The sequence below is a fragment of the Vibrio kagoshimensis genome (assembly GCF_050337535.1).
Lineage (GTDB): Bacteria > Pseudomonadota > Gammaproteobacteria > Enterobacterales > Vibrionaceae > Vibrio > Vibrio gallaecicus.
The window spans coordinates 108,240-134,744 of the sequence record NZ_JAKJSZ010000005.1 but is presented as its reverse complement, the minus strand read 5'-3'; the positions used below and the strand labels follow the sequence as shown (position 1 = coordinate 134,744).

22 protein-coding genes and 1 pseudogene are annotated in these 26,505 nt (G+C 41.4%); 11 read left to right on the top strand and 12 right to left on the bottom strand.

All coding sequences use genetic code 11. The features are described from left to right. Position 1: 1 nt before the first annotated feature. From rsxC to L4C37_RS05470, 7 genes are all read left to right on the top strand, one after another. The gene (gene rsxC / locus L4C37_RS05500; protein ID WP_429768077.1) at positions 2-2,554 is read left to right on the top strand and encodes an electron transport complex subunit RsxC; all 2,553 of its coding nucleotides are present in this window, start codon (positions 2-4) and stop codon (positions 2,552-2,554) included. Then, positions 2,554-3,600: an electron transport complex subunit RsxD gene (gene rsxD / locus L4C37_RS05495; RefSeq protein ID WP_273294523.1), complete on the top strand. Its 1,047-nt coding sequence runs from the start codon at positions 2,554-2,556 to the stop codon at positions 3,598-3,600. The genes rsxC and rsxD overlap by 1 nt, the downstream gene beginning before the upstream one ends. Before the next feature lie 12 nt (positions 3,601-3,612). Continuing rightward, positions 3,613-4,248, top strand: coding sequence for an electron transport complex subunit RsxG (gene rsxG, locus L4C37_RS05490; protein ID WP_137372374.1), 636 nt, complete (start codon positions 3,613-3,615; stop codon positions 4,246-4,248). Next, entirely contained in the window at positions 4,241-4,933 is a 693-nt protein-coding gene (locus tag L4C37_RS05485; RefSeq protein WP_137372373.1) for an electron transport complex subunit E, read from the top strand. Before rsxG ends, L4C37_RS05485 begins: the two co-directional genes overlap by 8 nt. A gap of 129 nt (positions 4,934-5,062) precedes the next feature. After that, complete coding sequence (gene nth / locus L4C37_RS05480; protein WP_429768076.1) at positions 5,063-5,698, top strand: endonuclease III; 636 nt, start codon at positions 5,063-5,065, stop codon at positions 5,696-5,698. A gap of 32 nt (positions 5,699-5,730) precedes the next feature. Continuing rightward, positions 5,731-6,147 carry a lactoylglutathione lyase gene (gloA, locus tag L4C37_RS05475; protein WP_372267353.1) on the top strand — a complete coding sequence of 139 codons (417 nt, stop codon included), beginning with the start codon at positions 5,731-5,733 and terminating at the stop codon, positions 6,145-6,147. A gap of 169 nt (positions 6,148-6,316) precedes the next feature. Further along, entirely contained in the window at positions 6,317-6,751 is a 435-nt protein-coding gene (locus tag L4C37_RS05470) for a DUF2753 domain-containing protein (RefSeq protein WP_137372370.1), read from the top strand. Between the two features lie 117 nt (positions 6,752-6,868). Here L4C37_RS05470 and motY read toward each other — a convergent pair whose 3' ends face one another. Then, complete coding sequence (motY, locus tag L4C37_RS05465; protein ID WP_429768075.1) at positions 6,869-7,750, bottom strand: flagellar protein MotY; 882 nt, start codon at positions 7,748-7,750, stop codon at positions 6,869-6,871. Positions 7,751-7,937: 187 nt separating this feature from the next. On the opposite strand from motY, the gene rnt reads away from it, so the two are divergent. Together rnt and L4C37_RS05455 are read left to right on the top strand one after the other, a co-directional pair. Next, positions 7,938-8,585 carry a ribonuclease T gene (gene rnt / locus L4C37_RS05460; RefSeq protein WP_137372368.1) on the top strand — a complete coding sequence of 216 codons (648 nt, stop codon included), beginning with the start codon at positions 7,938-7,940 and terminating at the stop codon, positions 8,583-8,585. 45 nt (positions 8,586-8,630) lie between these two features. Then, positions 8,631-9,956 carry a Na+/H+ antiporter family protein gene (locus tag L4C37_RS05455; protein ID WP_137372367.1) on the top strand — a complete coding sequence of 442 codons (1,326 nt, stop codon included), beginning with the start codon at positions 8,631-8,633 and terminating at the stop codon, positions 9,954-9,956. Positions 9,957-10,094: 138 nt separating this feature from the next. Here the strand turns inward: L4C37_RS05455 and L4C37_RS05450 are convergent, their stop codons facing one another. The 8 genes and pseudogenes from L4C37_RS05450 to L4C37_RS05415 form a co-directional block, all read right to left on the bottom strand. Next, positions 10,095-10,412, bottom strand: coding sequence for a ComEA family DNA-binding protein (locus L4C37_RS05450; RefSeq protein ID WP_429768074.1), 318 nt, complete (start codon positions 10,410-10,412; stop codon positions 10,095-10,097). A gap of 127 nt (positions 10,413-10,539) precedes the next feature. Further along, a complete protein-coding gene (gene ppiD / locus L4C37_RS05445) occupies positions 10,540-12,399 on the bottom strand; it encodes a peptidylprolyl isomerase (protein ID WP_429768073.1) in 1,860 nt (619 codons plus the stop codon). Positions 12,400-12,604: 205 nt separating this feature from the next. Further along, positions 12,605-12,901, bottom strand: a complete 297-nt coding sequence (locus L4C37_RS05440; RefSeq protein WP_218940970.1) for an HU family DNA-binding protein — start codon at positions 12,899-12,901, stop codon at positions 12,605-12,607. 173 nt (positions 12,902-13,074) lie between these two features. After that, on the bottom strand, positions 13,075-15,426 hold the full coding sequence (gene lon / locus L4C37_RS05435; protein ID WP_137372363.1) for an endopeptidase La: 2,352 nt from the start codon (positions 15,424-15,426) through the stop codon (positions 13,075-13,077). A 131-nt stretch (positions 15,427-15,557) separates the two neighbouring features. Continuing rightward, positions 15,558-16,838: an ATP-dependent protease ATP-binding subunit ClpX gene (clpX, locus tag L4C37_RS05430; RefSeq protein ID WP_429768072.1), complete on the bottom strand. Its 1,281-nt coding sequence runs from the start codon at positions 16,836-16,838 to the stop codon at positions 15,558-15,560. Between the two features lie 83 nt (positions 16,839-16,921). Continuing rightward, entirely contained in the window at positions 16,922-17,548 is a 627-nt protein-coding gene (clpP, locus tag L4C37_RS05425) for an ATP-dependent Clp endopeptidase proteolytic subunit ClpP (protein WP_429768071.1), read from the bottom strand. A gap of 104 nt (positions 17,549-17,652) precedes the next feature. Continuing rightward, entirely contained in the window at positions 17,653-18,951 is a 1,299-nt protein-coding gene (tig, locus tag L4C37_RS05420; protein ID WP_273296863.1) for a trigger factor, read from the bottom strand. A gap of 285 nt (positions 18,952-19,236) precedes the next feature. Next, positions 19,237-19,416 (bottom strand): annotated as a pseudogene (locus L4C37_RS05415) (hypothetical protein); the annotation flags it as partial. Between the two features lie 200 nt (positions 19,417-19,616). Here L4C37_RS05415 and L4C37_RS05410 point away from each other — a divergent pair. Together L4C37_RS05410 and L4C37_RS05405 are read left to right on the top strand one after the other, a co-directional pair. After that, a complete protein-coding gene (locus L4C37_RS05410) occupies positions 19,617-21,458 on the top strand; it encodes a sensor histidine kinase (RefSeq protein WP_429768070.1) in 1,842 nt (613 codons plus the stop codon). 11 nt (positions 21,459-21,469) lie between these two features. Then, positions 21,470-22,819, top strand: a complete 1,350-nt coding sequence (locus L4C37_RS05405) for a sigma-54-dependent transcriptional regulator (RefSeq protein WP_429768069.1) — start codon at positions 21,470-21,472, stop codon at positions 22,817-22,819. Between the two features lie 261 nt (positions 22,820-23,080). Here L4C37_RS05405 and L4C37_RS05400 read toward each other — a convergent pair whose 3' ends face one another. The 3 genes from L4C37_RS05400 to L4C37_RS05390 form a co-directional block, all read right to left on the bottom strand. Then, positions 23,081-24,442 carry a TRAP transporter large permease gene (locus L4C37_RS05400; protein ID WP_137372357.1) on the bottom strand — a complete coding sequence of 454 codons (1,362 nt, stop codon included), beginning with the start codon at positions 24,440-24,442 and terminating at the stop codon, positions 23,081-23,083. Positions 24,443-24,446: 4 nt separating this feature from the next. Beyond that, positions 24,447-25,235 (bottom strand): TRAP transporter small permease, encoded by a 789-nt coding sequence (locus L4C37_RS05395; RefSeq protein ID WP_273296764.1) that lies wholly within the window; start codon positions 25,233-25,235, stop codon positions 24,447-24,449. A 105-nt stretch (positions 25,236-25,340) separates the two neighbouring features. Continuing rightward, entirely contained in the window at positions 25,341-26,336 is a 996-nt protein-coding gene (locus tag L4C37_RS05390) for a TRAP transporter substrate-binding protein (protein WP_429768068.1), read from the bottom strand. Positions 26,337-26,505 lie beyond the last annotated feature (169 nt).

Genomic DNA, 26,505 nt, shown 5'->3' with positions numbered 1-26,505 from the left:
TATGATTTCTCTTATTGAACAAATTCGTACTGGCTCTCTTTGGAGCTTCCCTGGTGGGGTTCACCCTGCAGAAAATAAAACTCAGTCTAATAGCACGGAGTTAGTACACGCACGCATCCCCTCTGAAATAGTGCTACCAGTTAAACAACATATTGGTAAAGCCGGGAATTTATTAGTTGCAGCTGGCGATACTGTCAAAAAAGGTCAGCCGCTTACAAGCCTTGATAGTGGGTTTACTTTACCGGTACACGCACCGACATCCGGCCAAGTTATTGCTATAGAACCAAGAGTCACAGCTCACCCTTCAGGGTTAACTGAACTCAGTGTCATTATTAAACCTGATGGATTAGATGTTTGGTGTGATAAGAAGCCAGTAGATGATTTCATCTCTAAAACATCTGACCAACTGCTGGACACTATTCGTGAAGCCGGTATCTCAGGGATGGGAGGGGCAGGCTTCCCTACAGCCAAAAAAATTCAATCTGGTCTAGGTCGCACAGAAATACTGATTGTAAATGCTGCAGAATGTGAACCTTACATCACTTCTGATGACAAACTTCTACAAGAACATGCTGAAGATGTATTACAAGGCATCGAAATTGTTGAGCACATTCTTAAGCCAAAGTTAACTGTTATTGGTATTGAAGATAACAAACCCAAAGCTATCCAAGCTTTAGAAGCAGCAGCAATCAATAAAGATATTGTTATCCGAGTAATCCCGACAAAGTACCCCTCGGGCGGCGAAAAACAGCTAATAAAAATACTCACTAATAAAGAAGTTCCTGCTGGCGGCATCCCTGCCGACATTGGCGTATTAGTCCAAAATGTCAGCTCATTATTTTCGATAAAGAAAGCGGTTATCGATGGAGAGCCCGTAATCAACCGTGTCGTCACATTAACGGGGAAAACTTTCAAGCAACCTCGTAACGTTTGGGCTCTGCTAGGCACTCCGGTACATGAGTTGCTCGAAGAGTTCGATTATAAGGCAGATAAAAAGCTTCCAAGGCTGATTCTAGGTGGTCCTATGATGGGTTTCACTCTGCCAAGCTCAAGTGTACCTATCACCAAAACCTCTAACTGTATTCTTGCACCAACTCGCAAAGAAATTTCTCCAAATCAATATGAGATGGAATGTATTCGATGTGGTCAATGTGCTGAAGCTTGTCCTGCTTCTTTACTGCCTCAACAATTACAGTGGCATGCAAAAGCGAATGAGTATGATAAATGTGAAGAGCTTAACCTTAAAGATTGTATTGAGTGTGGTGCTTGTGCCTATGTTTGCCCAAGTGAAATACCACTTGTTCAATATTACAGACAAGCGAAAGCTGAGATAAAAAATCGTAAAGATGAAGCTGCATCTGCTGAGCGTGCCAAAGTTCGTTTTGAAGAAAAAAATGCTCGTATGGAGCGTGATAAAGCAGAGCGCGAGAATCGGTTTAAGAAAGCGGCTGACAATCGCCGTAAAGATTTAAAAACCTCTGATGGCGATGATGCAATTGCTGCGGCGATCGCTCGTGTTAAAGCGCAAAAGTCTAATACTGACTCAGATAAACCAGCGGTGAAGCCCGCTGTTGCTGCCGCTATCGCAAGAGCTAAAGCGAAACAAGCAGAAGCTAAGAGTAACAATAGCGATCAACCTGATAATTCAGAGATGGCAAAATTACGTGAGGAAAGGAAAAAACAAGCTAGAGAGCGTAAAGCAAAATTAGACTCAGAATCTAGCGAGCAAAATAGCTCTGAGAAAAATAGTACTGCGCCAGCTAATAACGCCTCAGATAAGAAATCTGCAGTCGCAGAAGCCATTGCTCGAGCTAAAGCGGAAAAAGCGCAACAGGCTGAAGCAAGTAATAAAGATTCAGCTATGGATTCAAAATCACCTGATGAAACTGCTGATACGAAAAAGTCCGCGGTTGCTGCTGCAATTGCTCGTGCCAAAGCTAAAAAAGCACAGCAAGCTGAAGCGAATAATGAAGAGTCAACGACAAGCTCAATAGCTTCGGAAGCACCTGATCAGGAAACAGAAACCAAAGTTGACCCGAAAAAATCTGCTGTTGCTGCCGCGATAGCTCGCGCCAAAGCTAAAAAAGCACAGCAAGCTGAAGCGAATAATGAAGAGTCAGCGACAAGCTCAATAGCTTCGGATGCACCTGAACAGGAAACTGAAACCCAAATTGATCCTGAAAAAGCTGCGGTTGCTGCTGCAATTGCTCGCGCCAAAGCTAAAAAGGCGCAGCAAGCTGAAGCGAATAATGAAGAATCAACGACAAGCACAGTAGTTTCGGATGCACCTGAGCAGGAAGCTGAAACCAAAATTGATCCGAAAAAAGCTGCGGTTGCTGCTGCAATTGCTCGCGCAAAAGCTAAAAAGGCTCTGCAAGCTGGAGCGAATAATGAAGAATCAACAACAAGCACAGTAGTTTCGGATGCGCCTGAACAAGAAACTGAAACTAAGGTTGATCCTAAAAAAGCAGCAGTTGCTGCCGCGATTGCTCGTGCTAAAGCCAAAAAAGCACAAATAGCAAAAGACAAAAAGAATAACGAGGAAACAGAGTAATGGCTTTTTTTATTGCTAGCTCACCACACGCTCATAGCCGCCGAAGCACTCCTGACTTAATGAAGTGGGTAGCCTTATGTGCAGTGCCGGGCCTGCTCGCTCAAACCTATTTCTTCGGTTGGGGCACTCTCATACAACTTTGTTTTGCTTTAACGCTCGCGGTTACCTTTGAAGCAGTAATCATGCTGCTAAGAAAGCGCCCTCCAATTATGGCTTTAAGAGATTACAGCGCCATAGTAACTGGGTGGTTAATTAGCATAGCAATTCCCCCCCATTCCCCTTGGTGGCTACTTGTTATTGGCGTATTTTTCGCCATAGTGATTGCTAAACATTTGTATGGTGGAATCGGGCAAAACCCATTTAACCCAGCCATGGTCGCTTATGTTGTCCTTTTAATATCTTTCCCAGTTCAAATGACGAGTTGGAATGCACCTATATCTTTAACTGCTGAATCTACTAGCTTTATTGATTCTGCACTTATGATATTTACCGGGTTTAATAACGAAGGGCTTTCTTTACAGCAAGCACGTTTAGGCATTGATGGCACAACAATGGCAACCCCACTGGATGCTTTCAAAACCTCATTACTTGCCGGAAACACCCCTTCTGAGGCATTAAACCAGCCTCAATTTAGTTGGCTTGCAGGGTTAGGTTGGGAGTGGGTTAATATCGCCTACCTTCTTGGAGGTCTCGTTCTCATTAAGCAGCGAGTGATTCAATGGCACATTCCAGTAGCGTTTTTATCCAGCCTTGTTTTGTTTAGCTTAGTTTTCTCCATCTTTACACCTGGTGAAACCGCATCACCAATAATTCACCTCCTTTCCGGCGCTACAATGCTCGGTGCATTCTTTATTGCAACTGATCCGGTGTCGGCTTCAACCACAGTGAAAGGTCGGTTAATCTTTGGTGCTCTGATCGGCGGTTTAGTCTTTATCATTCGTAGTTGGGGTGGTTTCCCTGATGGTGTCGCCTTTGCTGTTTTACTGGCTAACATGTGTGTACCTCTTATTGACTACTACACAAAACCAAGAACTTACGGACACTAAGGGAGCATCACAATGTTAAATGCCATCAGAAAGAATGGGCTAACACTTGCGATTTTTGCCTGTGCTTCCACGGGTTTGGTCGCTGTCACCCATTACTTAACGAAAGACACAATCAAGCAACAAGAACAAGCCCAACTATTATCTGTATTAAACCAAGTTGTTCCACATAACCTACATGACAATGAGCTTTTTTCATCTTGTATATTGTTGAACACACCTGAACTAGGCACTGAGCAATCTATGCCAGCCTATATAGCGACACTAAATGATCAACCAAGTGCCATCGCGATAGAAGCAATTGCGCCAGATGGCTATAACGGTGAAATAAAACTCATTGTTGGTATTGAACAAGATGGAACAATTTTAGGCACGCGTGTACTTTCTCATAAAGAAACTCCTGGCCTAGGTGATAAAATTGATTTACGAGTCACTGACTGGATAACATCTTTTAAAGGTAAACAAGTCACGGAAAGTAATGTATCCCGCTGGGCAGTTCGAAAAGATGGCGGTGATTTCGACCAATTTACGGGCGCAACCATTACGCCTAGAGCGGTTGTAAAAGCAGTCAAAAAGGCTGTAGTTTATGTAAACACGAATAAAGAAACACTTTACTCACAACCTTTCAATTGTGGTGGTAATAATGAGTGATCATAAAACACTAATCAAAAATGGAATGTGGGCAAATAACCCTGCCCTTGTGCAACTTCTTGGGCTTTGTCCATTACTTGCCGTTTCTTCAACAGTGACAAATGCTTTAGGTCTAGGGATTGCGACTTTACTGGTTCTCGTAGGCTCAAACGTTGTCGTCTCTCTTGTCCGTAATCACGTTCCTAAAGAAGTTCGAATTCCAGTTTTCGTTATGATTATTGCCTCTTTAGTTACCTGCGTTCAGTTATTAATGAATGCCTACGCTTATGGGTTGTACCTATCACTTGGTATCTTCATTCCTTTGATTGTGACGAACTGTATCATCATTGGTCGAGCTGAAGCCTTTGCTTCCAAAAATGACGTTTTACCTGCAGCGCAGGATGGCTTTTGGATGGGTTTAGGTATGACGGCTGTACTTGTAGTGCTTGGTGCTATGCGAGAAGTGCTAGGTAATGGAACTTTGTTTGATGGCGCGGATTTATTACTCGGTGATTGGGCTGCATCACTAAGAATTGAAATATTTCAGTTCGACAATAGCTTCTTATTGGCACTCCTACCACCAGGCGCTTTTATAGGTGTCGGGTTCTTAATTGCACTAAAAAACATAATCGATCATCAAGCAAAATCTAAACAACCAAAACAAGAAAAGCCTGCAATTGAGCGAGCTAGAGTAACCAATGCATAACTAGAATAACTAGGACGTTGCTATTAAGCCGGCAACGCCCTAGTTAAGATTTAATAATAGATATAAAAATAAGATAAATAGACGCTATTAAAGCGCGTAATCTACACAACAACTGAAAGTAATGTCGCCATGAATAATGTAAAACGAGTTGAGATTTTAACGCGTCTTAGAGACGACAATCCAAAGCCACAAACTGAGTTAAATTGGAAATCTCCTTTTGAGCTTTTAATTGCGGTGCTTCTATCGGCGCAAGCTACTGATGTGAGCGTTAATAAAGCAACTGATAAACTATATCCCATCGCGAATACCCCTCAAGGAATTTTCGATTTGGGTGTAGATGGGTTGAAAGAATACATCAAGACAATTGGGTTATTTAACTCCAAAGCTGAGAACACAATCAAAACATGCCGCATGCTGCTCGATCTACATAATGGTGAAGTCCCTGAAGATCGTGCTGCGTTAGAAGCGCTACCCGGTGTTGGTCGAAAAACGGCAAACGTAGTGCTAAATACCGCTTTCGGATGGCCTACGATAGCTGTAGATACCCATATCTATCGTGTATCAAACCGCACTAAGCTAGCAATGGGTAAAACGGTTGATGATGTAGAACAAAAGCTATTAAAAGTGATACCCAAAGAATTCAAACTGGATGTGCACCACTGGCTAATACTTCATGGGCGTTATACATGTGTGGCGCGTAAACCACGCTGTGGTAGTTGCATGATTGAAGACTTATGTGAATTCAAAGAAAAAACCGAAATTTAACGAATTATAAATACTTGAGCTAGGAGCTAATTATGTCAAATGGTCGAATTCTTCACACTATGCTACGTGTCGGTGATTTAGATAAATCTATCGAGTTCTATACTGACGTGATGGGTATGGACTTATTACGTAAAAATGAAAACTCAGAATATGAATATACGCTGGTTTTTTTAGGCTACGGAGATGAGTCACAAGGGGCTGTGATTGAATTAACTTATAACTGGGGCACCACTGAATATGAACACGGTTCTGCATTCGGTCATATTGCTATCGGCGTAGACGATATCTATTCAACATGTGACGCAATTAAAGCAGCAGGTGGTAACGTTACTCGCGAGCCTGGCCCTGTAAAAGGTGGCAGCACTGAGATTGCATTTGTCAAAGACCCTGATGGTTACATGATCGAACTGATTCAAAGTAAACAAGCAAGCGCTGGCTTAGAAGGCTAGACAACTGCCAATAACCATTCTAAAAACGAGCTCTTTGCTCGTTTTTTATATCTTTTTCATAATCTACCTTCCAATAAATAAGAAGAATTGCCGTTCATCATCACTAAACTTTACTTGATAATAATTATCGTTTAGATTGTTAGCCAGATTTATAGAGTGAGAGTTAACAATGATAAGCGAATGGGAAAAACACACGTTACTTGCCGATACCGCGTTGCAACTCGACGACCCTGTACGAAGTATTCTTCACTACCAACAAGCTCTAACGCTGAGTGAAAGAATCACGGAACGAACTGACATAGAAGCTGATGAACGATTAATAATATCGGTTGTTTCGTGTCACAATCTTGCTCAGTTCTGGCGCTGGGCAGGAGAAGCCGAATATGAACTCAAATATCTACAGCTTGCGTCTGAAAAGGTATTGACCTTAATCCCTCAGTGCCCTCACACTCAATGCTCTAGTTTTATTGATTCGATAGGGTGCTGTAAAAAAGCCTTAATTGATTTCATGAAGCGCCACCCAAACCCGAAGATCGCTTCGATGGTAGAAAAAATAGATACCGCAACGAACTGCGAAATCATTGCTAAATTCCGCTTAAACTAAAAATGCAATTCAAAAAAAGCCAGTCTGATAACTGGCTTTTGGTAAAAACATAAATCTATTAAAATAGCGTTCTTTCAACTCAATCTATTTAGCTAAATCCACTTAATTCGCTAACCTCTAAATTTGAGTCCTTCCAAGTGAAATTACAACACGACGGTTTTTATCTTTACCAATAGGAGAGCTGTTATCAGCAATTGGTCGGCGCTTACCATAACCTTGAACTTTAATTCTATCCTCTGCCAAGCCTAAAGATTTAAAGTAATCTCTTAAAGATTCTGCTCGTCTCTCAGATAAGTTTTGGCTGATACCTTTACTGTCAATTGAGTCTGTATAAGTGGCAACTAGAACAAGATCAATATCTTGATTGTAACGAATGTATTCCGCTATCTGCCCTAAACGCTTACGTGATGACTTATTCAACTGGTCACTATTTCTATCGTAGTGAAGAATGGTAAAAGAAATATCTTCAAAACTATAAGGTAATAAATTCACAATACAGTCACTAAACACATTGTATTTTGATTGGAATAGGACAGATGACAGAGTGACTTCAATTCGCTGGTCTCGGCTCTGCCATTCTTGATAACTAAATGTAGGGTAGCGGCCCTTTTCTAGCTCACTTAGCATCCCCCAAGCTGTTTGACCTCCGACATAGCCATCAAACTGTTGGAAGAATTTAATGGTCGTCATGCGATCGGCACTTTCTCCAGGTCTCCACGGCGGAGGCATGGAAATCAAACTTACATTTCGGGTTGCCCCCATTGGTCGACGCATTTTAAGCTCAAAGTCCAAAATAACTTTTTTGCTCGCACGAGAGGAAAACTCCGCATCACCAAAGTTTGGAATTGGGTGAACTAAACGACATTCTAATGGTGTATTCGCCACCATCTCCCACGTTGACTGCTGAGGTGTCGCTCCGTACCGCTTATCTTGCATAGCGATGGCGGACGAAGACATCAGCGACAGTAAGATTGAACCTATGATGAGTCTTGTATTCATAAGATAGAATATCTCTTAAGCAAATCGTTTAACAATGCAGCCAATTGCCGCCTATTTCTAAAGATAATACCATGCAAAAACCTAGCCACCTCAAAGTGTGTCTTTTGTTAATTATTAAATTTCTTTAGTTTTTATCACTGCTATTATCTGCAATAATGCAGCCCCTATCACACTAATTTTGGCTAACATGACTGTAGAAAATGAAGCTCTGACCCTTAAAAAACGCTTCCGTGGCTATTTCCCAGTAGTTATCGACGTAGAAACCGCAGGATTCAATGCGAAAACCGATGCGTTATTGGAGATTTGTGCTATCACATTAAAGATGGATGAGAATGGTGACTTACAACCTGCATCCACTATTCATTTTCATATTGAACCTTTTGAAGGTGCCAACTTAGAACAAGAAGCGCTCGATTTTAACGGTATTAAAGACCCGTTCAGCCCACTTCGCGGAGCGATTCCTGAAGGTGAAGCTTTAAAAGAAATCTACAAGCTTGTGAGAAAAGAACAAAAAGCTTCTGACTGTAGCCGTGCGATCATGGTTGCACACAATGCAACATTCGACCTTAACTTTGTGAATGCTGCAAGTGAACGTTGTAAGCTTAAACGCGTCCCTTTCCACCCTTTTGCTACTTTTGATACTGCTGCTCTTAGTGGACTTGCTTATGGCCAAACCGTTTTGGCTAAAGCATGTAAAACTGCAGGGATGGATTTTGACAATAAAGAAGCGCACTCCGCTTTATATGATACTCAAAAAACCGCTGAACTTTTTTGCGGCATTGTAAATAAATGGAAAGCTCTTGGCGGCTGGCCACTTATTACAGAAGATGAGTAAGTACCAATTAATAAAAATAAATAAACACAACATTCCGAGAATAATATGAACCCAGTTGTAATTTCTGTGTGCATCATGCTTGTTTTAGCATTGATGCGTGTAAATGTAGTGGTGGCGCTTACGTTCAGTGCCATCATTGGCGGTATTGTTTCAGGCATGAGCCTTAACGATGCGGTATCTGCATTCGAAAGTGGACTTGGCGGCGGCGCTACCATTGCTTTAAGTTATGCGATGTTAGGTACCTTTGCTGTCGCTATTTCAAGATCTGGCATTACCGACTTACTTGCTCAAAATGTAATTAAACGCATCCATGGTAAAGAAAATGCTACGGCATCTACTGGTTTAAAATATGGCATCCTAGCGTCTTTAATTCTAGTAACCATGTCGTCTCAAAATATTATCCCTGTACATATCGCCTTTATCCCAATCTTAATTCCACCTCTACTTGGCGTATTTGCAAAGCTTAACCTAGACCGTAGACTTGTCGCTTGTGTGCTTACTTTCGGTTTAATTACACCATATATGGTTCTACCCATTGGTTTCGGTGGTATCTTCCTGAATAACATTCTACTGAAGAACCTACATGACAATGGTCTAGAAAATGTTGTCGCTAGCCAAGTTCCTATGGCAATGTTATTGCCAGCAGTTGGGATGATTTTCGGTTTACTAACGGCGGTTTTCTTTACTTACCGTAAACCACGCCAATACAAAGAAACATCTCACACTGTAGTATCTACTGAGACTAAAACAATCAATAAAAAACACATCATAGTAGCTGCAATTGGTATTGTCGCTGCATTGACCGTTCAGCTATCAACAGGGTCGATGATTATCGGCGCTTTAGCTGGTTTTATGGTATTCACATTTGGTGGTGTTATTGCTTGGAAAGAAACTCAAGATGTATTCACCAAAGGTGTCCACATGATGGCAATGATCGGCTTCATCATGATCGCAGCCGCTGGTTTCGCTGCAGTGATGAAACAAACTGGTGGTGTTGAATCCTTAGTAGAAGCTCTTTCAACAAGCATTGGTGACAACAAACCACTTGCAGCACTATTCATGCTAATCGTTGGTCTTTTAGTGACAATGGGGATTGGTTCTTCATTCTCAACAATTCCAATTCTAGCAACTATTTATGTACCACTTGCAGCCGCTTTCGGTTTCTCACCTATGGCAACAATTGCGCTTGTAGGTACCGCGGCAGCTCTTGGTGATGCTGGTTCTCCAGCTTCAGACTCTACATTAGGTCCTACCTCAGGTCTAAATGCAGATGGTCAACACGAACATGTATGGGAAACGGTTGTACCGACTTTCTTACACTACAATTTACCATTGATAGCATTCGGTTGGTTAGCCGCTATGGTTCTTTAGAGTTACCGCTCTTTATATGAGTTGCTGTTGATGCTCTAGATGCTCTAGATGCTCTGAAACTAGCCTTTATAGCCAATGCTCCATAAATAAAAAAACCGCCCAATAAGGCGGTTTTTTTTATTTTTCCAAGTCGTGATGCTAGTGTAGTAAGATTCGTTCGACATTCTTCTCTATCGTAGCTTGTCCGATCCCTTTCACATTTTCTAACTCTTGGATAGAAGCGAAGTCACCATGAGCTTCTCTATATTTTACAATTTCTCCTGCTTTCTTAGTACCTACACCAACAAGCATCACGGCTAATTCTTCCGCTGAGGCGGTATTTACGTTAACCGTTATTTCTATACCTTCGTTAAGCTCATCTTTCGTAGGGCTAGATGCATTGGTAAAGCTCATAAATAGCAGAGCCGGTAGAATCACTGATAGGGACTTAGATAAAGCTGATTTGAAGATAGACATGAGTTACTCCTTCTTAAAACGCCAAGATAAAGAGTAACTAGGATATAAAGAATTTACTTTCTGGAAAATTAAAACGGGTCACCTAAGTGACCCGTTGTGTGTTACATATCATTTTCAGATGAATAGCCTATTGGCTCACAACATAGTATTCAACGTCAGCATTACTGCGTAAAACACTCAACACATTAGATAAATCTTGTTGATTTCCAACTCGCTCAAGTTGAGCACCAATTTGAGTACTGTAAACAGGATTGATATCAGCTGTCACATTAGAAAGTTCAACAACTACAATATTACCTTCTAGGTCTTTAGATTGACCAAATACGGCTTGACCATCGATAGGCTTAGCTAAAGCAAACACTGAAGAAGCAAGTGGCGAATTACGGTCAATTGTTTCTAGTTCAGTGAACTCAAGGTTGTTTTCTGCCAGAATAGCTTCATTACCTTGCCCAAGTTCATTGACTAGAGAAACACCCAGCTCGATAGCTTGCTGTTCTGCTTTAACAGTAGAAAGTGCAGCAACGACTTGGTCTGTCACTTCTTCTAATGGTAGTACCATTTCATCACGAGAGTCTTCAACACGAACAACAATAATATGCTCTGGTGCAACTTCGATAACTTCAGAGTTTAGCCCGTCTTCTTTTACTTCAGGGCTTAGAATTGCTTGAATAATCGCAGGTGCTTTTAATAGCTCAGGCGCATCTATATGAGAAATAAAATCTGTAGTTTTAACCTTTGCATTAATCGCTTCAGCTGAATCAATTAAAGAATCAGGGAATTCAAACGCTACTTTTTCAAGCTCAGTTTGCTTCTCATAGAACTGGTCTACCGCCTCTTGGTCAACAATCTCTAACTTAATCTCCGCAGCAACATCTGCCAAAGGTTGAGCTTGTGAAGCTTTAACATCATCAAGTTTAATAATGTGGTAGCCGAATTCAGATTTAACTAAACCCGTTTTATCGCCAACAGTCTGAAGGGCAAAAGCTGCTTCTTCAAATGCAGGGTCCATTACTTCGCGCTCAATCCAACCAAGATCACCGCCAACATCTGAACTACCGAAGTCATCAGACTTTTCTTCAGCCAAAGTAGCAAAATCAGCACCAGCATTTAATTCATCGAGAATAGCTTGTGCTTTTGCTTCGTCATCACCTTGAACTAGGATATGACTCACTTTACGTTGCTCTTCCGTTGAGTACTTATCTAAGTGCTCATCGTAGTACTGTTGTACCTGCTCATCAGAGATTTGGATAGTTTCTTTTAACTGTTCAGCCGAAAGTTCAATATATGCTACCTGAACCTGCTCTGGGCGAGTGTAGTCTGCAGAGTTGTCTTGGTAGTATTGTTGAATCTCTTCATCAGACAGTGTAATTCCAGCTGCGATATCGCTAACATTCAATGTCACGGTGCGTACGTCACGAGTCTGAGCAATCAGTTTGCTCTGAACATCAATTTCACCTTGAAGTACAAATTCACTACCTTGTAGCGCTGTCACTAGTTGATTACGCATTAAATCGCGGCGCATGTATTCAGCAAAGCTTTCAGCACTGAAACCTGCACGACGAAGTGACGATTGGTAGATTTCTTGATCAAATTGGCCCGCAGTTTGGAACTGAGGCATCTCAAGGATCAAAGTACGAATTTGTGAATCACTAATACGTAAACCTAGAGCTTCAGCTTGCTGCTCTAATAATACGTCATTGATCATTCGATCAAGAACGGATTTACGGAAAGACTCTACATAAGCAGGGTCTGCTAACATTTGAGAAAAGTAATCGCCAAGCTGTGATTGCATGCGGTTACGTTCGTTTTGGTAAGCTTGCTCAAACTCACCACGGCCAATTTCTGTATTACCTACTTTCGCGGCTGCATTATTGCCACCACCTGTGATGTAACTGCCGACACCAGCAAAAACAAATGAAAGGATAATCAAGACAAGGATAATTTTAACCGCGATGCTGTTCACGCCTTCGCGTAATCGATCCATCATAATTTAACTGCTCTCCGGGAAAGAAGCCGATGCTTCAAAATAAATAATCTATTCACGCGATAGTATCAGAAAAAGAAATGCGCATCAGTAGGATGCGCATAAATTAAATAAGTTCAGTCCGCTTATACACAAACACGACTTGAAAGATGAAACAGCATGTTTCAAGTCGCTCAGATTGTGCCAGTAACGACTACCCAAAGGATAGTTATTGGTTACATGCGTCTTTAAGAGCTTTACCTGCTTTGAAACCAGGTACTTTAGCTTCTGCGATTTGGATTTCTTCACCAGTCTTAGGGTTACGACCTGTGCGAGCGGCACGAGTACGCACGCTGAATGTACCAAAACCAACAAGTGCAACTTGATCACCTGATTGTAGCGTTGTACCAACCGCTTCAATGAATGCATCTAGAGCGCGACCAGCTGAAGCTTTTGAGATATCTGCGTTTTCTGCGATTGATTCTACTAATTGTGTTTTATTCACTGTGTTTCCCCTTTGTGTCATCTTTGAATATTTTTATAGACGACGTTTCGATCCATTTTGGTTTTAAAGTAGCTGCAAGCCTTGTGACAAAAGGGCTTGAAGCTTTAGTCGAATAACTTAGCGTCCAAAAAAAACGCTGACAAGCCTTTTCGGGTCTATCAGCGTAATTCTTTACTTATTTTTGCTACGCATCACTATTTTTTAGCGTCAAACTCAACACCTGAAGGGTCTCGCTCTAACGCAACTTTCAATACTTCATCAATCCACTGAACAGGGATAACCTTAAGATCGGCAATCACGTTATCTGGAATTTCTTCTAGATCACGCTCATTATCTTTTGGAATAAGTACTGTTTTGATACCACCGCGGTGTGCCGCTAACAGCTTTTCTTTCAAACCACCGATAGGTAAAACTTCACCACGTAAAGTAATTTCACCCGTCATGCCCACTTCTGCTTTCACAGGGTTGCCTGTTAGGCTAGAAACTAATGCCGTACACATTGCAATACCAGCACTCGGACCATCTTTTGGTGTCGCACCTTCTGGTACGTGCACGTGGATGTCACGTTTCTCATAGAAGTCAGTGTTAATACCCAATTTCTCGGCACGTGAACGAACAACCGTCATTGCAGCTTGGATTGACTCTTTCATCACATCACCAAGCGAACCTGTTTGTGTTAGCTTACCTTTACCCGGCATTGACTCCGTTTCAATTGTAAGCAGATCACCGCCAACTTGAGTCCAAGCTAAACCAGTTACTTGACCAATGCGGTTACTTTCATCAGCTTTACCGAAATCATGACGTTGAACACCTAAGTACTCTTTTAGGTTATCCATATTAACAGTCACAGACTTGAGGCTGCTATCGAGAAGAATATTCTTAACCGCTTTACGACAAATCTTAGAGATTTCACGCTCTAAACTACGCACACCAGCTTCACGAGTATAGTAACGAATAATGCCAATAATCGCTGAGTCTTCAATAGTGATCTCATTCGGCTTCAAACCATTACGCTGTACTTGTTTATCAAGCAAGTGGCTTTTAGCAATATTCAGCTTTTCATCTTCTGTATAACCAGACAAACGAATAACTTCCATACGATCAAGTAAAGGGCCTGGAATATCCATCGAGTTAGAGGTTGCGACAAACATTACATCAGACAGATCGTAATCGACTTCTAAGTAGTGATCGTTAAACGCATTGTTCTGCTCTGGATCAAGCACTTCTAGAAGGGCTGAAGATGGGTCGCCACGCATATCAGATGACATCTTATCGATTTCATCTAATAGGAATAGTGGATTTTTTACGCCAACTTTAGACATCTTCTGGATTAATTTACCTGGAAGAGAGCCAATGTAAGTACGACGGTGACCACGAATTTCAGCTTCATCACGAACGCCACCCAAAGCCATACGAGTGTACTTACGGCCGGTAGCTGCTGCGATAGAGCGACCTAGAGAGGTTTTACCTACACCAGGAGGTCCTACAAGACAAAGGATTGGACCTTTTAGCTTGTTAATTCGGTTTTGAACCGCCAAGTACTCAAGAATACGTTCTTTAACTCGCTCTAAACCGTAGTGGTCTTCGTTCAAGACTTCTTCAGCTTTAGCTAAGTTTTTCTTAACTTTTGAGCGTTTTGCCCAAGGCACGCCAACCATCCAATCAATGTAACTACGCACTACTGTTGCTTCAGCAGACATAGGTGACATCATCTTAAGCTTTTGCAGCTCTTGCTCTGTTTTTTCACGAGCTTCCTGAGGCATCTTTGAATCTTCGATTTTCTTTTTCAAAGCTTCGAATTCATCTGGAGCATCATCCATATCGCCAAGTTCTTTCTGAATAGCTTTCATTTGCTCATTCAGATAGTACTCACGTTGGGATTTTTCCATTTGTTTCTTAACGCGGCCACGGATACGCTTTTCAACTTGTAGGATGTCAATTTCTGACTCCATCTGCCCCATTAAGAATTCTAAACGTTCAGTAACGTCTAAAATTTCTAAGACATGCTGCTTATCGACAAGTTTCAGTGGCATATGAGCCGCAATGGTATCAGCTAGGCGTGCTGCTTCATCGATGCCATTTAAAGATGTCAGTACTTCTGGTGGGATCTTTTTATTCAGCTTGATAAAGCCTTCAAATTGATTGATCGCACTGCGTACAACAACTTCTTGTTCTTTTTCATCAAGTTCAGAGGTGACTACATATTCTGCGTCTGCAAGGAAAAACTCACTCTCTCTAAACTGGTGAATTTTTGCACGCTGCTGACCTTCAACAAGTACTTTAACTGTACCATCTGGTAGCTTGAGTAGCTGAAGAATGGTGGCAACAGTACCTACATCAAATAGGTCGTCAATTGAAGGCTCATCGGTATCAGCCTGTTTCTGCGCAACTAGCAATACTTGTTTGTTGGCTTCCATTGCCGATTCTAGGCAAGAAATCGATTTTTCACGACCAACAAATAGTGGAATAACCATATGTGGGTAAACCACTACATCACGTAGAGGTAGTACGGGGATTTCTATACGCTCGGAACGTTCCAAGTTCATATTTTTCTCTCTTCCGCTTTAACTTATAAAGCAGTATATGGGGCTTAAATGACTGGATTCAATGAAAGAATAAAAAAAAGGAGGTAATTGCTTACCTCCTTTTTTAATTTAAGCGTTCCGTATCAAAACGGTTACTCTGCACCAGCAGCTTGATTGTCAGAATTACTGTAAATCAATAACGGTTCAGATTCACCGTTGATTACAGATTCATCAATCACAACTTTACTCACATCTGTGGAAGATGGCAGCTCGTACATAGTTTCCAGCAACACACCTTCAAGAATTGAACGTAGACCACGTGCACCAGTTTTACGATCCATTGCTTTTTTAGCAATAGCACGTAAAGCATCATCACGGAATTCCAATTCTGTATCTTCTAGATCAAATAATGCCGCATACTGCTTAGTAAGTGCATTCTTCGGCTCACAAAGAATTTGAACTAAAGCTTCTTCATCAAGCTCAGTCAGTGTGGTTGTTACAGGTAGACGACCAATGAATTCAGGGATTAGACCGTACTTCACCAAATCTTCAGGTTCAACTTGAGTGAATAGTTCACCCACAGTCTTCTCTTCATCTTTTGAGCGTACTTCTGCACCAAAACCAATGCTTGAACCTTTTTCTATACGTTGCTCAATCACCTTATCTAGGCCGGAGAATGCTCCACCACAGATAAATAAGATCTTAGATGTATCAACCTGTAAGAACTCTTGTTGTGGGTGCTTACGACCACCTTGTGGTGGGACTGAAGCAACAGTACCTTCAACAAGTTTAAGTAATGCTTGCTGTACACCTTCACCAGACACATCACGTGTAATCGATGGGTTTTCAGCTTTACGAGAAATTTTGTCGATTTCATCGATGTAAACAATACCGCGCTCTGCTTTTGCTACGTCGTAATCACACTTTTGAAGCAGCTTTTGAATGATGTTTTCTACATCTTCACCTACATAACCCGCTTCGGTTAGTGTAGTTGCATCAGCCATTGTGAATGGTACATCTAGGAAACGAGCAAGCGTTTCTGCAAGTAATGTTTTACCACTTCCGGTTGGACCGATAAGCAGAATATTACTCTTACCTAGCTCTACGCCTTCAGCCGTCGTATCGCCATTACGTAAACGCTTGTAGTGATTATATACCGCTACTGCTAGCACTTTTTTCGCGTATTCTTGACCAATTACATAGTCATCAAGGTGCTCACGAATCTGACGTGGCGTTGGTAACGCTTCAGACTCTTTCTTAGGAAGAACATCTTTGATTTCTTCACGAATAATGTCATTACATAAATCGACACATTCGTCACAAATGTAAACAGAAGGACCTGCGATTAACTTACGAACTTCGTGCTGGCTTTTGCCACAGAAAGAGCAGTAAAGCAGTTTACCACTACTACCCTCTTTGCTTTTATCTGTCATTCGCTAACCTCTTAGCCTTTACTCACTATGATTTGAGTGTATATCAATTTTAACTAATTTGCGTTAACAATTGCGCTATGCAATTACTGACCGCGGTGGTTAAGAACTGAATCCACTAAACCGTATTCTACTGCTTGATCAGCAGACATAAAGTTATCACGATCGGTATCTTGCTCAACAACTTCTAGAGGCTGACCAGTATGCTCTGCCAATAGCTTGTTTAACTTTTGCTTGATCGTTAAAATTTCTTGCGCGTGGATTTGAATATCAGACGCTTGACCTTGGAAGCCGCCAAGAGGCTGATGAATCATTACACGTGAATTAGGAAGCACATGACGCTTACCTGGTGTACCACCTGCAAGTAAGAAAGCACCCATAGAACATGCTTGTCCCATACATACTGTACTTACGTTCGGCATAATGAACTGCATTGTGTCGTAAATTGACATACCCGCAGTTACGCTACCGCCCGGAGAGTTGATGTATAGGTAGATGTCTTTATCTGGATTTTCTGATTCCAAGAAAAGCAGTTGAGCCACGACAAGGTTTGCCATGTGGTCTTCCACTTGACCTGTTAAGAAAATGATTCGTTCTTTTAATAGACGAGAATAAATATCGTAAGAACGTTCACCACGGGAAGTTTGTTCAACCACCATTGGAACTAGTGCGTCCATAATAGATGGCATTGTATTTTTTTCTTGGTAGCTCATATTCTTATGTCCCTAAAATAAATGGCCCGAATGATAAATCATACGGACCATTGTTAGCAGAATTATCGACAGTACGTCAACCTTCTACATCAGATATTACTATATTAAGCAGGTTGCTGATTCATTAGCTCGTTGAAGCTAACTTCTTTATCAGAAACTTGAGCTTTAGCGATGATTGCATCAATAGCTTGCTCTTCTAGAGCAACGTTGCGCATGTTGTTCATCATTTGCTCGTTTTGCTCGTAGTAAGCAATAACTTCTGTTGGATCTTCGTATGCTGTAGCCATTTCTTCGATGATAGCTTTAACTTTCTCATCGTCAGCTTTTAGCTCTTCAGACTTGATTACTTCACCAAGAAGAAGACCTACAACTACGCGACGTTTAGCTTGCTCTTCGAACAGCTCACGTGGAAGTTGGTCAGCAGCTTCAGTGTTGCCACCGAAACGTTGTGCAGCTTGCTGACGTAGAACACCAATTTCTTGGTCAACTAGTGCAGAAGGTACATCGATGTTGTTTTCGTTTACTAGACCGTCAAGAGCTTGCTCTTTGATGCGGTTTTTAACTGCTTGCTTAAGCTCACGTTCCATATTCTTACGAACTTCAGCTTTAAGACCTTCAACGCCGTTAGTTGCGCCGAACTTAGCAACGAATTCTTCGTTTAGTTCTGGAAGCTCACGAGACTCAACTTTGTTCAGTTTGATTGTGAACTTAGCTGCTTTACCTTTTAGGTTTTCAGCGTGGTAATCTTCTGGGAAGTTTACGTCGATTTCGAATTCCATACCTGCAGTTTTGCCAACGATACCGTCTTCAAAACCAGGAATCATACGACCAGCACCCATTTCTAGTGGGAAGTTCTCAGCTTTACCGCCTTCGAACTCTTCACCGTCGATAGAGCCGATGAAATCGATAGTTGCACGAGAACCAGCGTCAGCAGCAGCTTCAACTTCAGTCCAAGTTGCTTGTTGCTTACGTAGAGTTTCGATCATCTCTTCAACGTCAGCTTCGTTAACTTCTACTGCTGGTTTTTCAACAGTGATGTTTTCTAGGCCTTTTAGCTCAACTTCTGGGTAGATTTCAAAAGTTGCGTTGAATACTAGGTCTTCACCTTCGTTGTTTGCAACAGGTGCAAATGTTGGTGCGCCAGCTGGGTTGATCTTTTCTTTAACGATTGCTTCGATGAAGTGACGTTGCATTACTTCGCCCATCACGTCTTGACGTACTGCTTTGCCGTACATTTTAGCAACCATCTTCATTGGCACTTTGCCTTTACGGAAACCATCGAAACGACGGTTTTTCGCGATGTTGCGTAGTTCAGCTGTAACTGCATCTTCGATGTTAGCAGCAGGAACAGTAATATTAAGACGGCGCTCTAGGCCTTCTAGCGTTTCAACAGTAACTTGCATTATATAAACCTCAAAACTGGCTCAGGTTATCTGAGCATATGAGCCGTAACTTAGCTTTCTAAAAAGCGGGCGTTATTGGCTGCATTCTTGTGTAGTGCTCTATCCGAACACTTAATTTAAAATCGAGCATTGATACTAAGATTGAATATCAATCTCGTACCAGACTAATCAGTGATATCTTTCGAGATTACCACTCAACAAAATTCATTGTCGATAGAGTAATTAAAGGTATCTCCGATTAGCCTCAGGACAGAAATTTAGACGCGACATTCTAGCGATCTGTTATCACGCTGTCGAGCCGAACCCTTCTGCTAGGCAATGAATGCTCTTAATTCTCGTTCTAAGTGGTATAAAAGTAATCAAAACACCACAAAGCACCTTAGAAATGGGGACAATAGCGACTTTTTCAAGGTAATCGAGACCTTTTTTCCTCAAAAATCTTAAAAAGAGATCTTGCTCTTGTTTTACCCCTCAGAGTCGATAACTTTTTCAACAATCCTCGTTACAACCCCTTAACCTATATTTTCCCATCTCTTGCGGTTTTATAAGTTGCCAATAAAAAATACACATAGATTCAACCTTTAAAGTTAATCATGACAAGTAAACGAAGATCACAATATCAACGGTTGGCAAAACGAGAATCATAAATAAACACGGAGTATGTAGTGACCAGGATCCAACGCTTTTCAGGGTTGTTATTAATAGTTTATGGCTTATTTTGTGTGTTAGGTGGTCGCTGGGTTTGGCAGTTCAACCATCAACAATTACTCTCTGAACATCAATCTCAACTTAACCGTTTTTCAGCCCACATCACCAGCCAATTAGATAGATTCGCCCATATTCCAGAGTTATTATCTAAAGACAAAGAGCTGATAGACGCCTTATTAGCCCCTGAAAACTCCGCTCAAATAGAGCTAACTAACCGCTACCTCAAACATGTAAATAGCGTTATACACGCATCAGATACTTACTTAATTGATAAATACGGTACAACTTTAGCTTCAAGTAACTGGCAAAAAGAACGCTCTTTTGTCAGCAGAAATTTTGCTTTTCGTCCTTACTTTAAAGAAGCAATTATTGGTGACGAAAGTCAGTATTTTGCACTTGGTTCTACATCTGGTCTGCGGGGCTATTATTATGCTTACCCTGTCTCTTATGCGGCTGAAATTGTAGGTGTGGTTGTGGTAAAGATGGATTTATCCTCCATTGAAGAAAACTGGAAAGGAAAACAAAGCTATTTTGTTGCAAACGACAAAGATCAGGTCATCTTTATGTCTAGTAACTCCAAGTGGCTTTTTAAAAGCCTCCAACCACTTGAGCACCCAGTATTACAACGCATAAAAGATAGTAGGCAGTATTTAAATACTGAAATAGAAAGCTTGAACCTGTTAGGCGATCTCGAAAAGACCGCCTCTATCCTTACTTCAAAAAGTACGCTTGCTCAGGGCAAATTCTTTGTTTCATCTCGTCAACTGGAGCAACCAAAACTGACAATAAGAGTACTGACCCCTACCCATTTAGTTTGGTGGGATCTCGTAGGTTACCTTGTCATTCTCAGCCTAGTCTTTGCGGTTTTATTTCTCATTTTTCAACTACTCGAACATCGTCGTCAAAAACTTCTTCAGATTGAAAAAGTACAAGAGATTGCAAGACAAAAATTAGAGTTCCAAGTCTTAGAAAGAACCTCTGAATTGCATGCAGAAGTCAATCAAAGAGCCAAAACAGAGCAGGCTTTGAGGCAAACACAAGACGAGCTGATTCAAGCAGCTAAACTTGCCGTATTAGGGCAAATGTCCGCAAGTATTAGCCACGAACTTAACAACCCTTTGGCAGCTATTCGTAGCTACGCGGATAACGGTCGATTATTTTTAGACAAAGGAAAATTTGAACGAGTCGATGATAACTTATCGCGGATTTCAGGCTTAACAGACCGCATGGCAAAAATCAGCCAACAGCTCAAATCCTTTGCTCGAAAGTCGTCAACTAATGAATTAAACCTCGTTCAGTTTCAGCCCATTGTAAGCTCAGCAAAAGAGCTAATGAAACCTCAACTGAAAACTGAGCGAGTCACACTTGAAGAAACGCCTCTAGATACTCACGTATCTTTGCTTGCAAACCCAATTCAACTGGAGCAAGTATTAATCAACTTACTAACGAATGCCATTCAGGCAATGGAAAAGCAGAGTGATAAACTGATTATAATTTCCCAAGAAATATCGATGGATAAACAGTTACTTATCCATATTGATGACAATGGTCCGGGAGTAGAAGCCAGTAAAATATCAACCTTCTTTGAACCTTTTCATACAACAAAAAAAAATGGGCTCGGACTAGGATTATCACTATCTCAGCAAATTGTGGAAACAATGAATGGGCAATTAACAGCATGTAACAGCTCTCTTGGTGGTGCTCGTTTCACGATTTCACTCCCAGCAGTAAAGCCTGATGATGTTGATAGCAGCGAAATGCCCAACGAAAAAAACAGCGACTCCCAAAAGAATAATTAAAAGGAAATTGCATGTGCCATGTGTACTTTATTGATGATGAATACGATTTAAGGGCAGCGGTGGAACAAAGCTTCGAACTCGCCGATATTGACGCTCAATTTTTCCCGGATGCGGAAAGCGCTTTATTAGCGATACAAGCGGATGGGCTGCCGCATGTAGTCATCACCGACATTTGCTTACCCGGAATCTCAGGGCATGATTTGCTCAATACAATTATTAATAAAGACCCCGACTTACCCGTTATTATGGTTACTGGTCACGGTGATATTTCTATGGCAGTTGAATCAATACACCGCGGTGCCTATGACTTTATTGAGAAGCCTTTTTCAAATGATCGCCTGCTAGATACTACAAAAAGAGCATTAGAAAAACGCACATTGACTATTGAAAACCAAGCACTCAAACGCTCTTTAAAAGCCAGCCAAACCCTTGGTCCACGGATCATAGGCGACACTCAAAGCATTCAAGATCTACGCGCTACTATTTCGCATATCGCCGATACCAATGCGGATATTTTATTGTTTGGTGAAACAGGCACAGGCAAAGAACTTATCGCTCGCTCCCTTCACGAACAAAGTAGTCGAAGAGAACAAAACTTTGTTGCAGTCAATTGCGGTGCAGTTCCAGAAAACCTTCTAGAAAGTGAACTTTATGGTCATGAAAAAGGGGCATTCACAGGCGCGGATAGCAAAAGAGTCGGCAAGTTTGAATTTGCTCAAGGTGGCACATTATTTTTAGATGAAATTGAGTCGATGCCAATGCAAGCTCAAATTAAGTTATTACGTGTATTGCAAGAACGATTAATTGAAAGAGTAGGTTCAAATACACTCATTCCTCTTGATATTCGAGTGATAGCAGCAACTAAGGTCGACCTCAAGCAGGCAGCTGAAGAGGGCTTATTCAGACAAGACCTATATTATCGCTTGAATGTTGTAACGCTCGACCTACCACCACTGAGAAGTCGAAAAGAGGATATTCCAGCTCTATTCCATCACTTCCTCTTAGTAGCAGCGGCTCGTTATGGGAAAACGGCAACTGCGTTACCAAAAACCGAGCTGCACACTTTACTCGCTCACGATTGGCCGGGGAATGTTCGTGAACTTCGCAATACGGCTGAACGCTTTGTACTGTTAGGAAAGATCGCTCAACTAGGCGATCAATGTGCACAAACAAATGCCGATTTATCTCTAACTGAACAAGTTTCTGAATTTGAAAAGCGAGCTTTAGAACACGCCTTGATCGAATGTAACGGCAGTATAAAAGACACCATGGACAAGCTAAATATTGCGCGTAAAACCCTTTACGACAAAATGCAAAAATATGGTTTAGATAAAGATAAGTATAAAACTGAACTTGAATAAAAAATTCACAATTCATTCATCTTATCTGCTCTATGATTAGTACATCATTTAGATGTCACTGCCTTAGACGCATAATGATAACCTTGCTTTACATTTCTCGTGAGTTGCCCCTCCTTGAATTAGAAAGCAAACAATTAAGACCATGTAAAAAGCCCCAACAAGAAACGAATCTTGTCAGGGCTTTTTTATGTCGTTAACCAAATAATAGCTTCCGCTACTTCACCTAGAGAATGTCACCTCGAACACCTCACATCAAAGTGCTTATTTCGTTATAATTTCCGGTCCCATTAAGGTTGTTGGTAACCACGTAGAAACCCAAGGTACATACGTTACGATAATCAAGAATAAGAACATGACGCCTACCCAAGGTAAGGCTGCTTTTACTACATTCATCATCGACATCTTCGCGACCCCGGCGGTCACAAACAGGTTAAGCCCCACAGGTGGCGTTATCATCCCTATCTCCATGTTAACTACCATCATGATACCTAGGTGAATTGGATCGATACCAAGTGCAATCGCAATTGGGAATACCAAAGGTGCAACGATGATCAACAAACCTGATGGTTCCATGAACTGACCGCCAATTAGCAAAAGAACGTTCACCACAATCAAGAAGGTTATCGGCCCTAAACCTGCAGAGAGCATAGATTCTGTGATCATTTGAGGAATACGTTCTTCCGTCAGTACATGCTTAAGAATCAGAGCATTGGCTATGATAAATAGCAGCATTATGGTCAGCTTACCTGCATCATAAAGCGTATCTTTTGTATCTTTATGTACAAAGGTCTGGAAGATTTTAACCAATGCTGGCTTCTTGTTTGCTTTATCAGCAAATGGACCCATATCTTTATAAATAAAGTTAGCAATAAAGAACGCATAAACTGCAGCTACTGCCGCCGCTTCTGTTGGAGTGAAAATACCGCCGTAAATACCACCCAAAATAATAACGATTAACAGTAAGCCCCAACTTGCATCTTTTGCTGCAGAAAACATTTCTCCCCAGCCAACAAATGGCTGAGCCGGAATCTTCTTAATGCGCGCTGCAATGTAGATTGCAATCATCAACATCACACCAGCCAATAGACCTGGAATCACACCGCCTAAGAACATGCGCCCAACAGATACATCTGTCGCCGCCGCGTACACAACCATTACGATTGAAGGCGGAATCAAAATACCTAACGTACCTGCATTACAAATAACCCCTGCTGCAAACTCTTTTGAGTATCCATTTTTCACCATACCAGCGATAACGATACTACCGATTGCCACTACCGTAGCTGGTGAAGAGCCTGAAAGCGCTGCGAACATCATACATGCCACAACCGAAGCCATCGCTAGACCACCTCGGAACCAACCTACCATTGCGATGGCAAAGCGAATAATCCGTTTTGCTACACCACCAGTAGACATAAAGCTCGACGCTAAAATAAAGAATGGGATCGCTAATAATGTGTAATGCCCAGCAAACGCGTTAAACAAAGTTTGAGCGACAGAAGCAAGAGAAGCATCTGAATGCATTAGAAGGAATATGATACTGGATAAACCCAGTGAAATAGCAATTGGCACACCCACCAGCATGAACGCAATTACCATCAAAAATAGAAATAACATTGCCATGATCTTAGTCTTCCTTGCTTGTTGGTGTATTGGCTGTTGGTGTGTTAGCTGGCTTTTCCTTCGCTAGCTTTTCCTTGGCGAGCTCTGATTGATAATTCTGAGTTAGAGGTGCCGTTGCATCATCGTCTGAGCCTTCTAAGACAGACGCTTTTAACGCATCTAAGTCTTCTTCAGCTTCATGACCTGCAATCATACGATCCAGTTTTCCAGTAAAGACTTGATAAGCAATTTGAAGAAATCGAAAAGTCAGCAATGCCATACCAATTGGTAAAGCCATATAAGGAATAAACCGCGGCAATTTTTCATATCGCTCACCTTCATTCAACCAATCAGACATAAACTGCAGCATTTCTGGCATAGGAATATCATCCGTTTCATACCACGCTCGTTCAGTCGCAAACGGGTACCAATAATTCCATGACCCAATAAAAAGTAAAATTGAGAAGGCTAAGCAACTGGTGACTGCAATCACTGCAAATGTTTTACGTAATTGTTCTGGAGCCATATTAATGATGACATCGACACCAATATGAAAATGTTTTTTCACGCCATAAGAAGCGCCCACCAGCACCATCCAGGCAAACATAAATACTGTTAGTTCCAATGCCCATAAAATGTTGTCATTGAATGCGTATCTGAAAACCACATTCGCAAAAGTGAGTAAGGTCATTGCTCCTAAGAAAAACGCAATCAAAGACTCTTCAATTGCATCCGTAAATTTTCCGACTTTAGAAAAAAAAGAGAGTTCTTCTAATTGTTCTGTTTTGGGCTGTTCCACTTGAGGCTGTTCCATAATCTGCTCCGTTTATAATTTCTATTGTCGGAGTGGTAAAATCAGGAGTGACAAAGAAAGCCACTCCTCTACTCGTCCCTATATCAATGGGGAAAAAGTGTTCAATTACTTATTAGAAGCAATAGCTGCATCAATAAGGTCAGAACCAATATCCTTCTCAAACTTTTTCCATACTGGCTGTAAGGCAGTCACCCAAGCTTGGCGCTGTTCTGCCGTTAATGTACGAACTTCACCACCAGCTTCAATGATGTTGTTCTTATTCGCTAGGTTCACTTTTGAAGACTCAGCATTACGTGTTGCTGATACTTCTTTGACAATCGTACCAAGCTGATCACGGACATCATCTGGCAGGTTTTTCCAGAAGTCATTCGATGTCACAACTAAGTAATCAAGAATGCCGTGGTTAGTTTCGGTTACGCCATCCTGAACTTCGAAGAACTTCTTACCGTAGATGTTTGACCAAGTGTTTTCTTGACCATCGATAACCTTTGTTTGCAAGCCGCCATACACTTCTTTAAATGACATCTTTTGAGGGTTAGCGCCAAGCTGTTCAAATTGAGCAACCAATACGTCAGACGCTTGAACACGGAACTTTAGATTTTTTGCATCTTCAGGATTCAGCAAAGGTTTATTGGCCGACATTTGCTTCATGCCGTTATGCCAGAAATCCAAACCTTTAAGACCACGACGTTTCATCGCATTCTTCAGCTTTTCACCTGATTCTGAGTTTTGGAAACGATCGACAGCCGCAACGTCTTCAAACAAGAAAGGAAGGTCAAAAATGCGGTATTTCTTAGTGAACTTCTCAAATTTTGACAGCGATGGGGCTGCCATTTGAACATCACCATTTAAAAGGGCTTCCAGAACCTTGTTATCATCGTAAAGTGTTGAGTTAGGGAAAACTTGCATACAAGCTTTACCATTCATCTCAGTGTTTACACGCTCTTCTAGCAATGAGGCAGCAATGCCTTTCGGGTGCTTATCTGTATTCGTTACGTGACTGAATTTAATCACGATTTCACCAGGGTCACAGTTTGCAGCAGCATTAAAACTCGTAACAGCCAGAATCGATACAGACAATAGGGTAAGAGGCTTAAACATTATTATTCTCCTTATTAAACAAAACAGTCCCTTCTATGGGTACTGCACGTTTTCTATAGAGCAATTTGCAAGCCAACAAGTAACAAAATATTAACAGCCCTTTAACCATAAGGGATCGCAGTTCTAAATAGCGCGCCATCGAAAATGATGAGTGATATGAATGGGTGGA

Excerpts from the sequence above, each read along its gene's own strand:
- L4C37_RS05455 (WP_137372367.1), top strand. The coding sequence starts at position 8,631 with ATGAACCCAGTTGTAATTTCTGTGTGCATCATGCTTGTTTTAGCATTG.
- clpP (WP_429768071.1), bottom strand. The coding sequence starts at position 17,548 with ATGAGCTACCAAGAAAAAAATACAATGCCATCTATTATGGACGCACTA.
- L4C37_RS05485 (WP_137372373.1), top strand. The coding sequence starts at position 4,241 with ATGAGTGATCATAAAACACTAATCAAAAATGGAATGTGGGCAAATAAC.
- clpX (WP_429768072.1), bottom strand. The coding sequence starts at position 16,838 with ATGACAGATAAAAGCAAAGAGGGTAGTAGTGGTAAACTGCTTTACTGC.
- rsxD (WP_273294523.1), top strand. The coding sequence starts at position 2,554 with ATGGCTTTTTTTATTGCTAGCTCACCACACGCTCATAGCCGCCGAAGC.
- L4C37_RS05405 (WP_429768069.1), top strand. The coding sequence starts at position 21,470 with ATGTGCCATGTGTACTTTATTGATGATGAATACGATTTAAGGGCAGCG.
- lon (WP_137372363.1), bottom strand. The coding sequence starts at position 15,426 with ATGAACTTGGAACGTTCCGAGCGTATAGAAATCCCCGTACTACCTCTA.
- motY (WP_429768075.1), bottom strand. The coding sequence starts at position 7,750 with ATGAATACAAGACTCATCATAGGTTCAATCTTACTGTCGCTGATGTCT.
- L4C37_RS05440 (WP_218940970.1), bottom strand. The coding sequence starts at position 12,901 with ATGACACAAAGGGGAAACACAGTGAATAAAACACAATTAGTAGAATCA.
- rnt (WP_137372368.1), top strand. The coding sequence starts at position 7,938 with ATGACTGTAGAAAATGAAGCTCTGACCCTTAAAAAACGCTTCCGTGGC.
- ppiD (WP_429768073.1), bottom strand. The coding sequence starts at position 12,399 with ATGATGGATCGATTACGCGAAGGCGTGAACAGCATCGCGGTTAAAATT.
- L4C37_RS05470 (WP_137372370.1), top strand. The coding sequence starts at position 6,317 with ATGATAAGCGAATGGGAAAAACACACGTTACTTGCCGATACCGCGTTG.
- rsxC (WP_429768077.1), top strand. The coding sequence starts at position 2 with ATGATTTCTCTTATTGAACAAATTCGTACTGGCTCTCTTTGGAGCTTC.
- L4C37_RS05400 (WP_137372357.1), bottom strand. The coding sequence starts at position 24,442 with ATGGCAATGTTATTTCTATTTTTGATGGTAATTGCGTTCATGCTGGTG.
- L4C37_RS05390 (WP_429768068.1), bottom strand. The coding sequence starts at position 26,336 with ATGTTTAAGCCTCTTACCCTATTGTCTGTATCGATTCTGGCTGTTACG.
- tig (WP_273296863.1), bottom strand. The coding sequence starts at position 18,951 with ATGCAAGTTACTGTTGAAACGCTAGAAGGCCTAGAGCGCCGTCTTAAT.
- L4C37_RS05450 (WP_429768074.1), bottom strand. The coding sequence starts at position 10,412 with ATGTCTATCTTCAAATCAGCTTTATCTAAGTCCCTATCAGTGATTCTA.
- gloA (WP_372267353.1), top strand. The coding sequence starts at position 5,731 with ATGTCAAATGGTCGAATTCTTCACACTATGCTACGTGTCGGTGATTTA.
- rsxG (WP_137372374.1), top strand. The coding sequence starts at position 3,613 with ATGTTAAATGCCATCAGAAAGAATGGGCTAACACTTGCGATTTTTGCC.
- L4C37_RS05395 (WP_273296764.1), bottom strand. The coding sequence starts at position 25,235 with ATGGAACAGCCTCAAGTGGAACAGCCCAAAACAGAACAATTAGAAGAA.
- nth (WP_429768076.1), top strand. The coding sequence starts at position 5,063 with ATGAATAATGTAAAACGAGTTGAGATTTTAACGCGTCTTAGAGACGAC.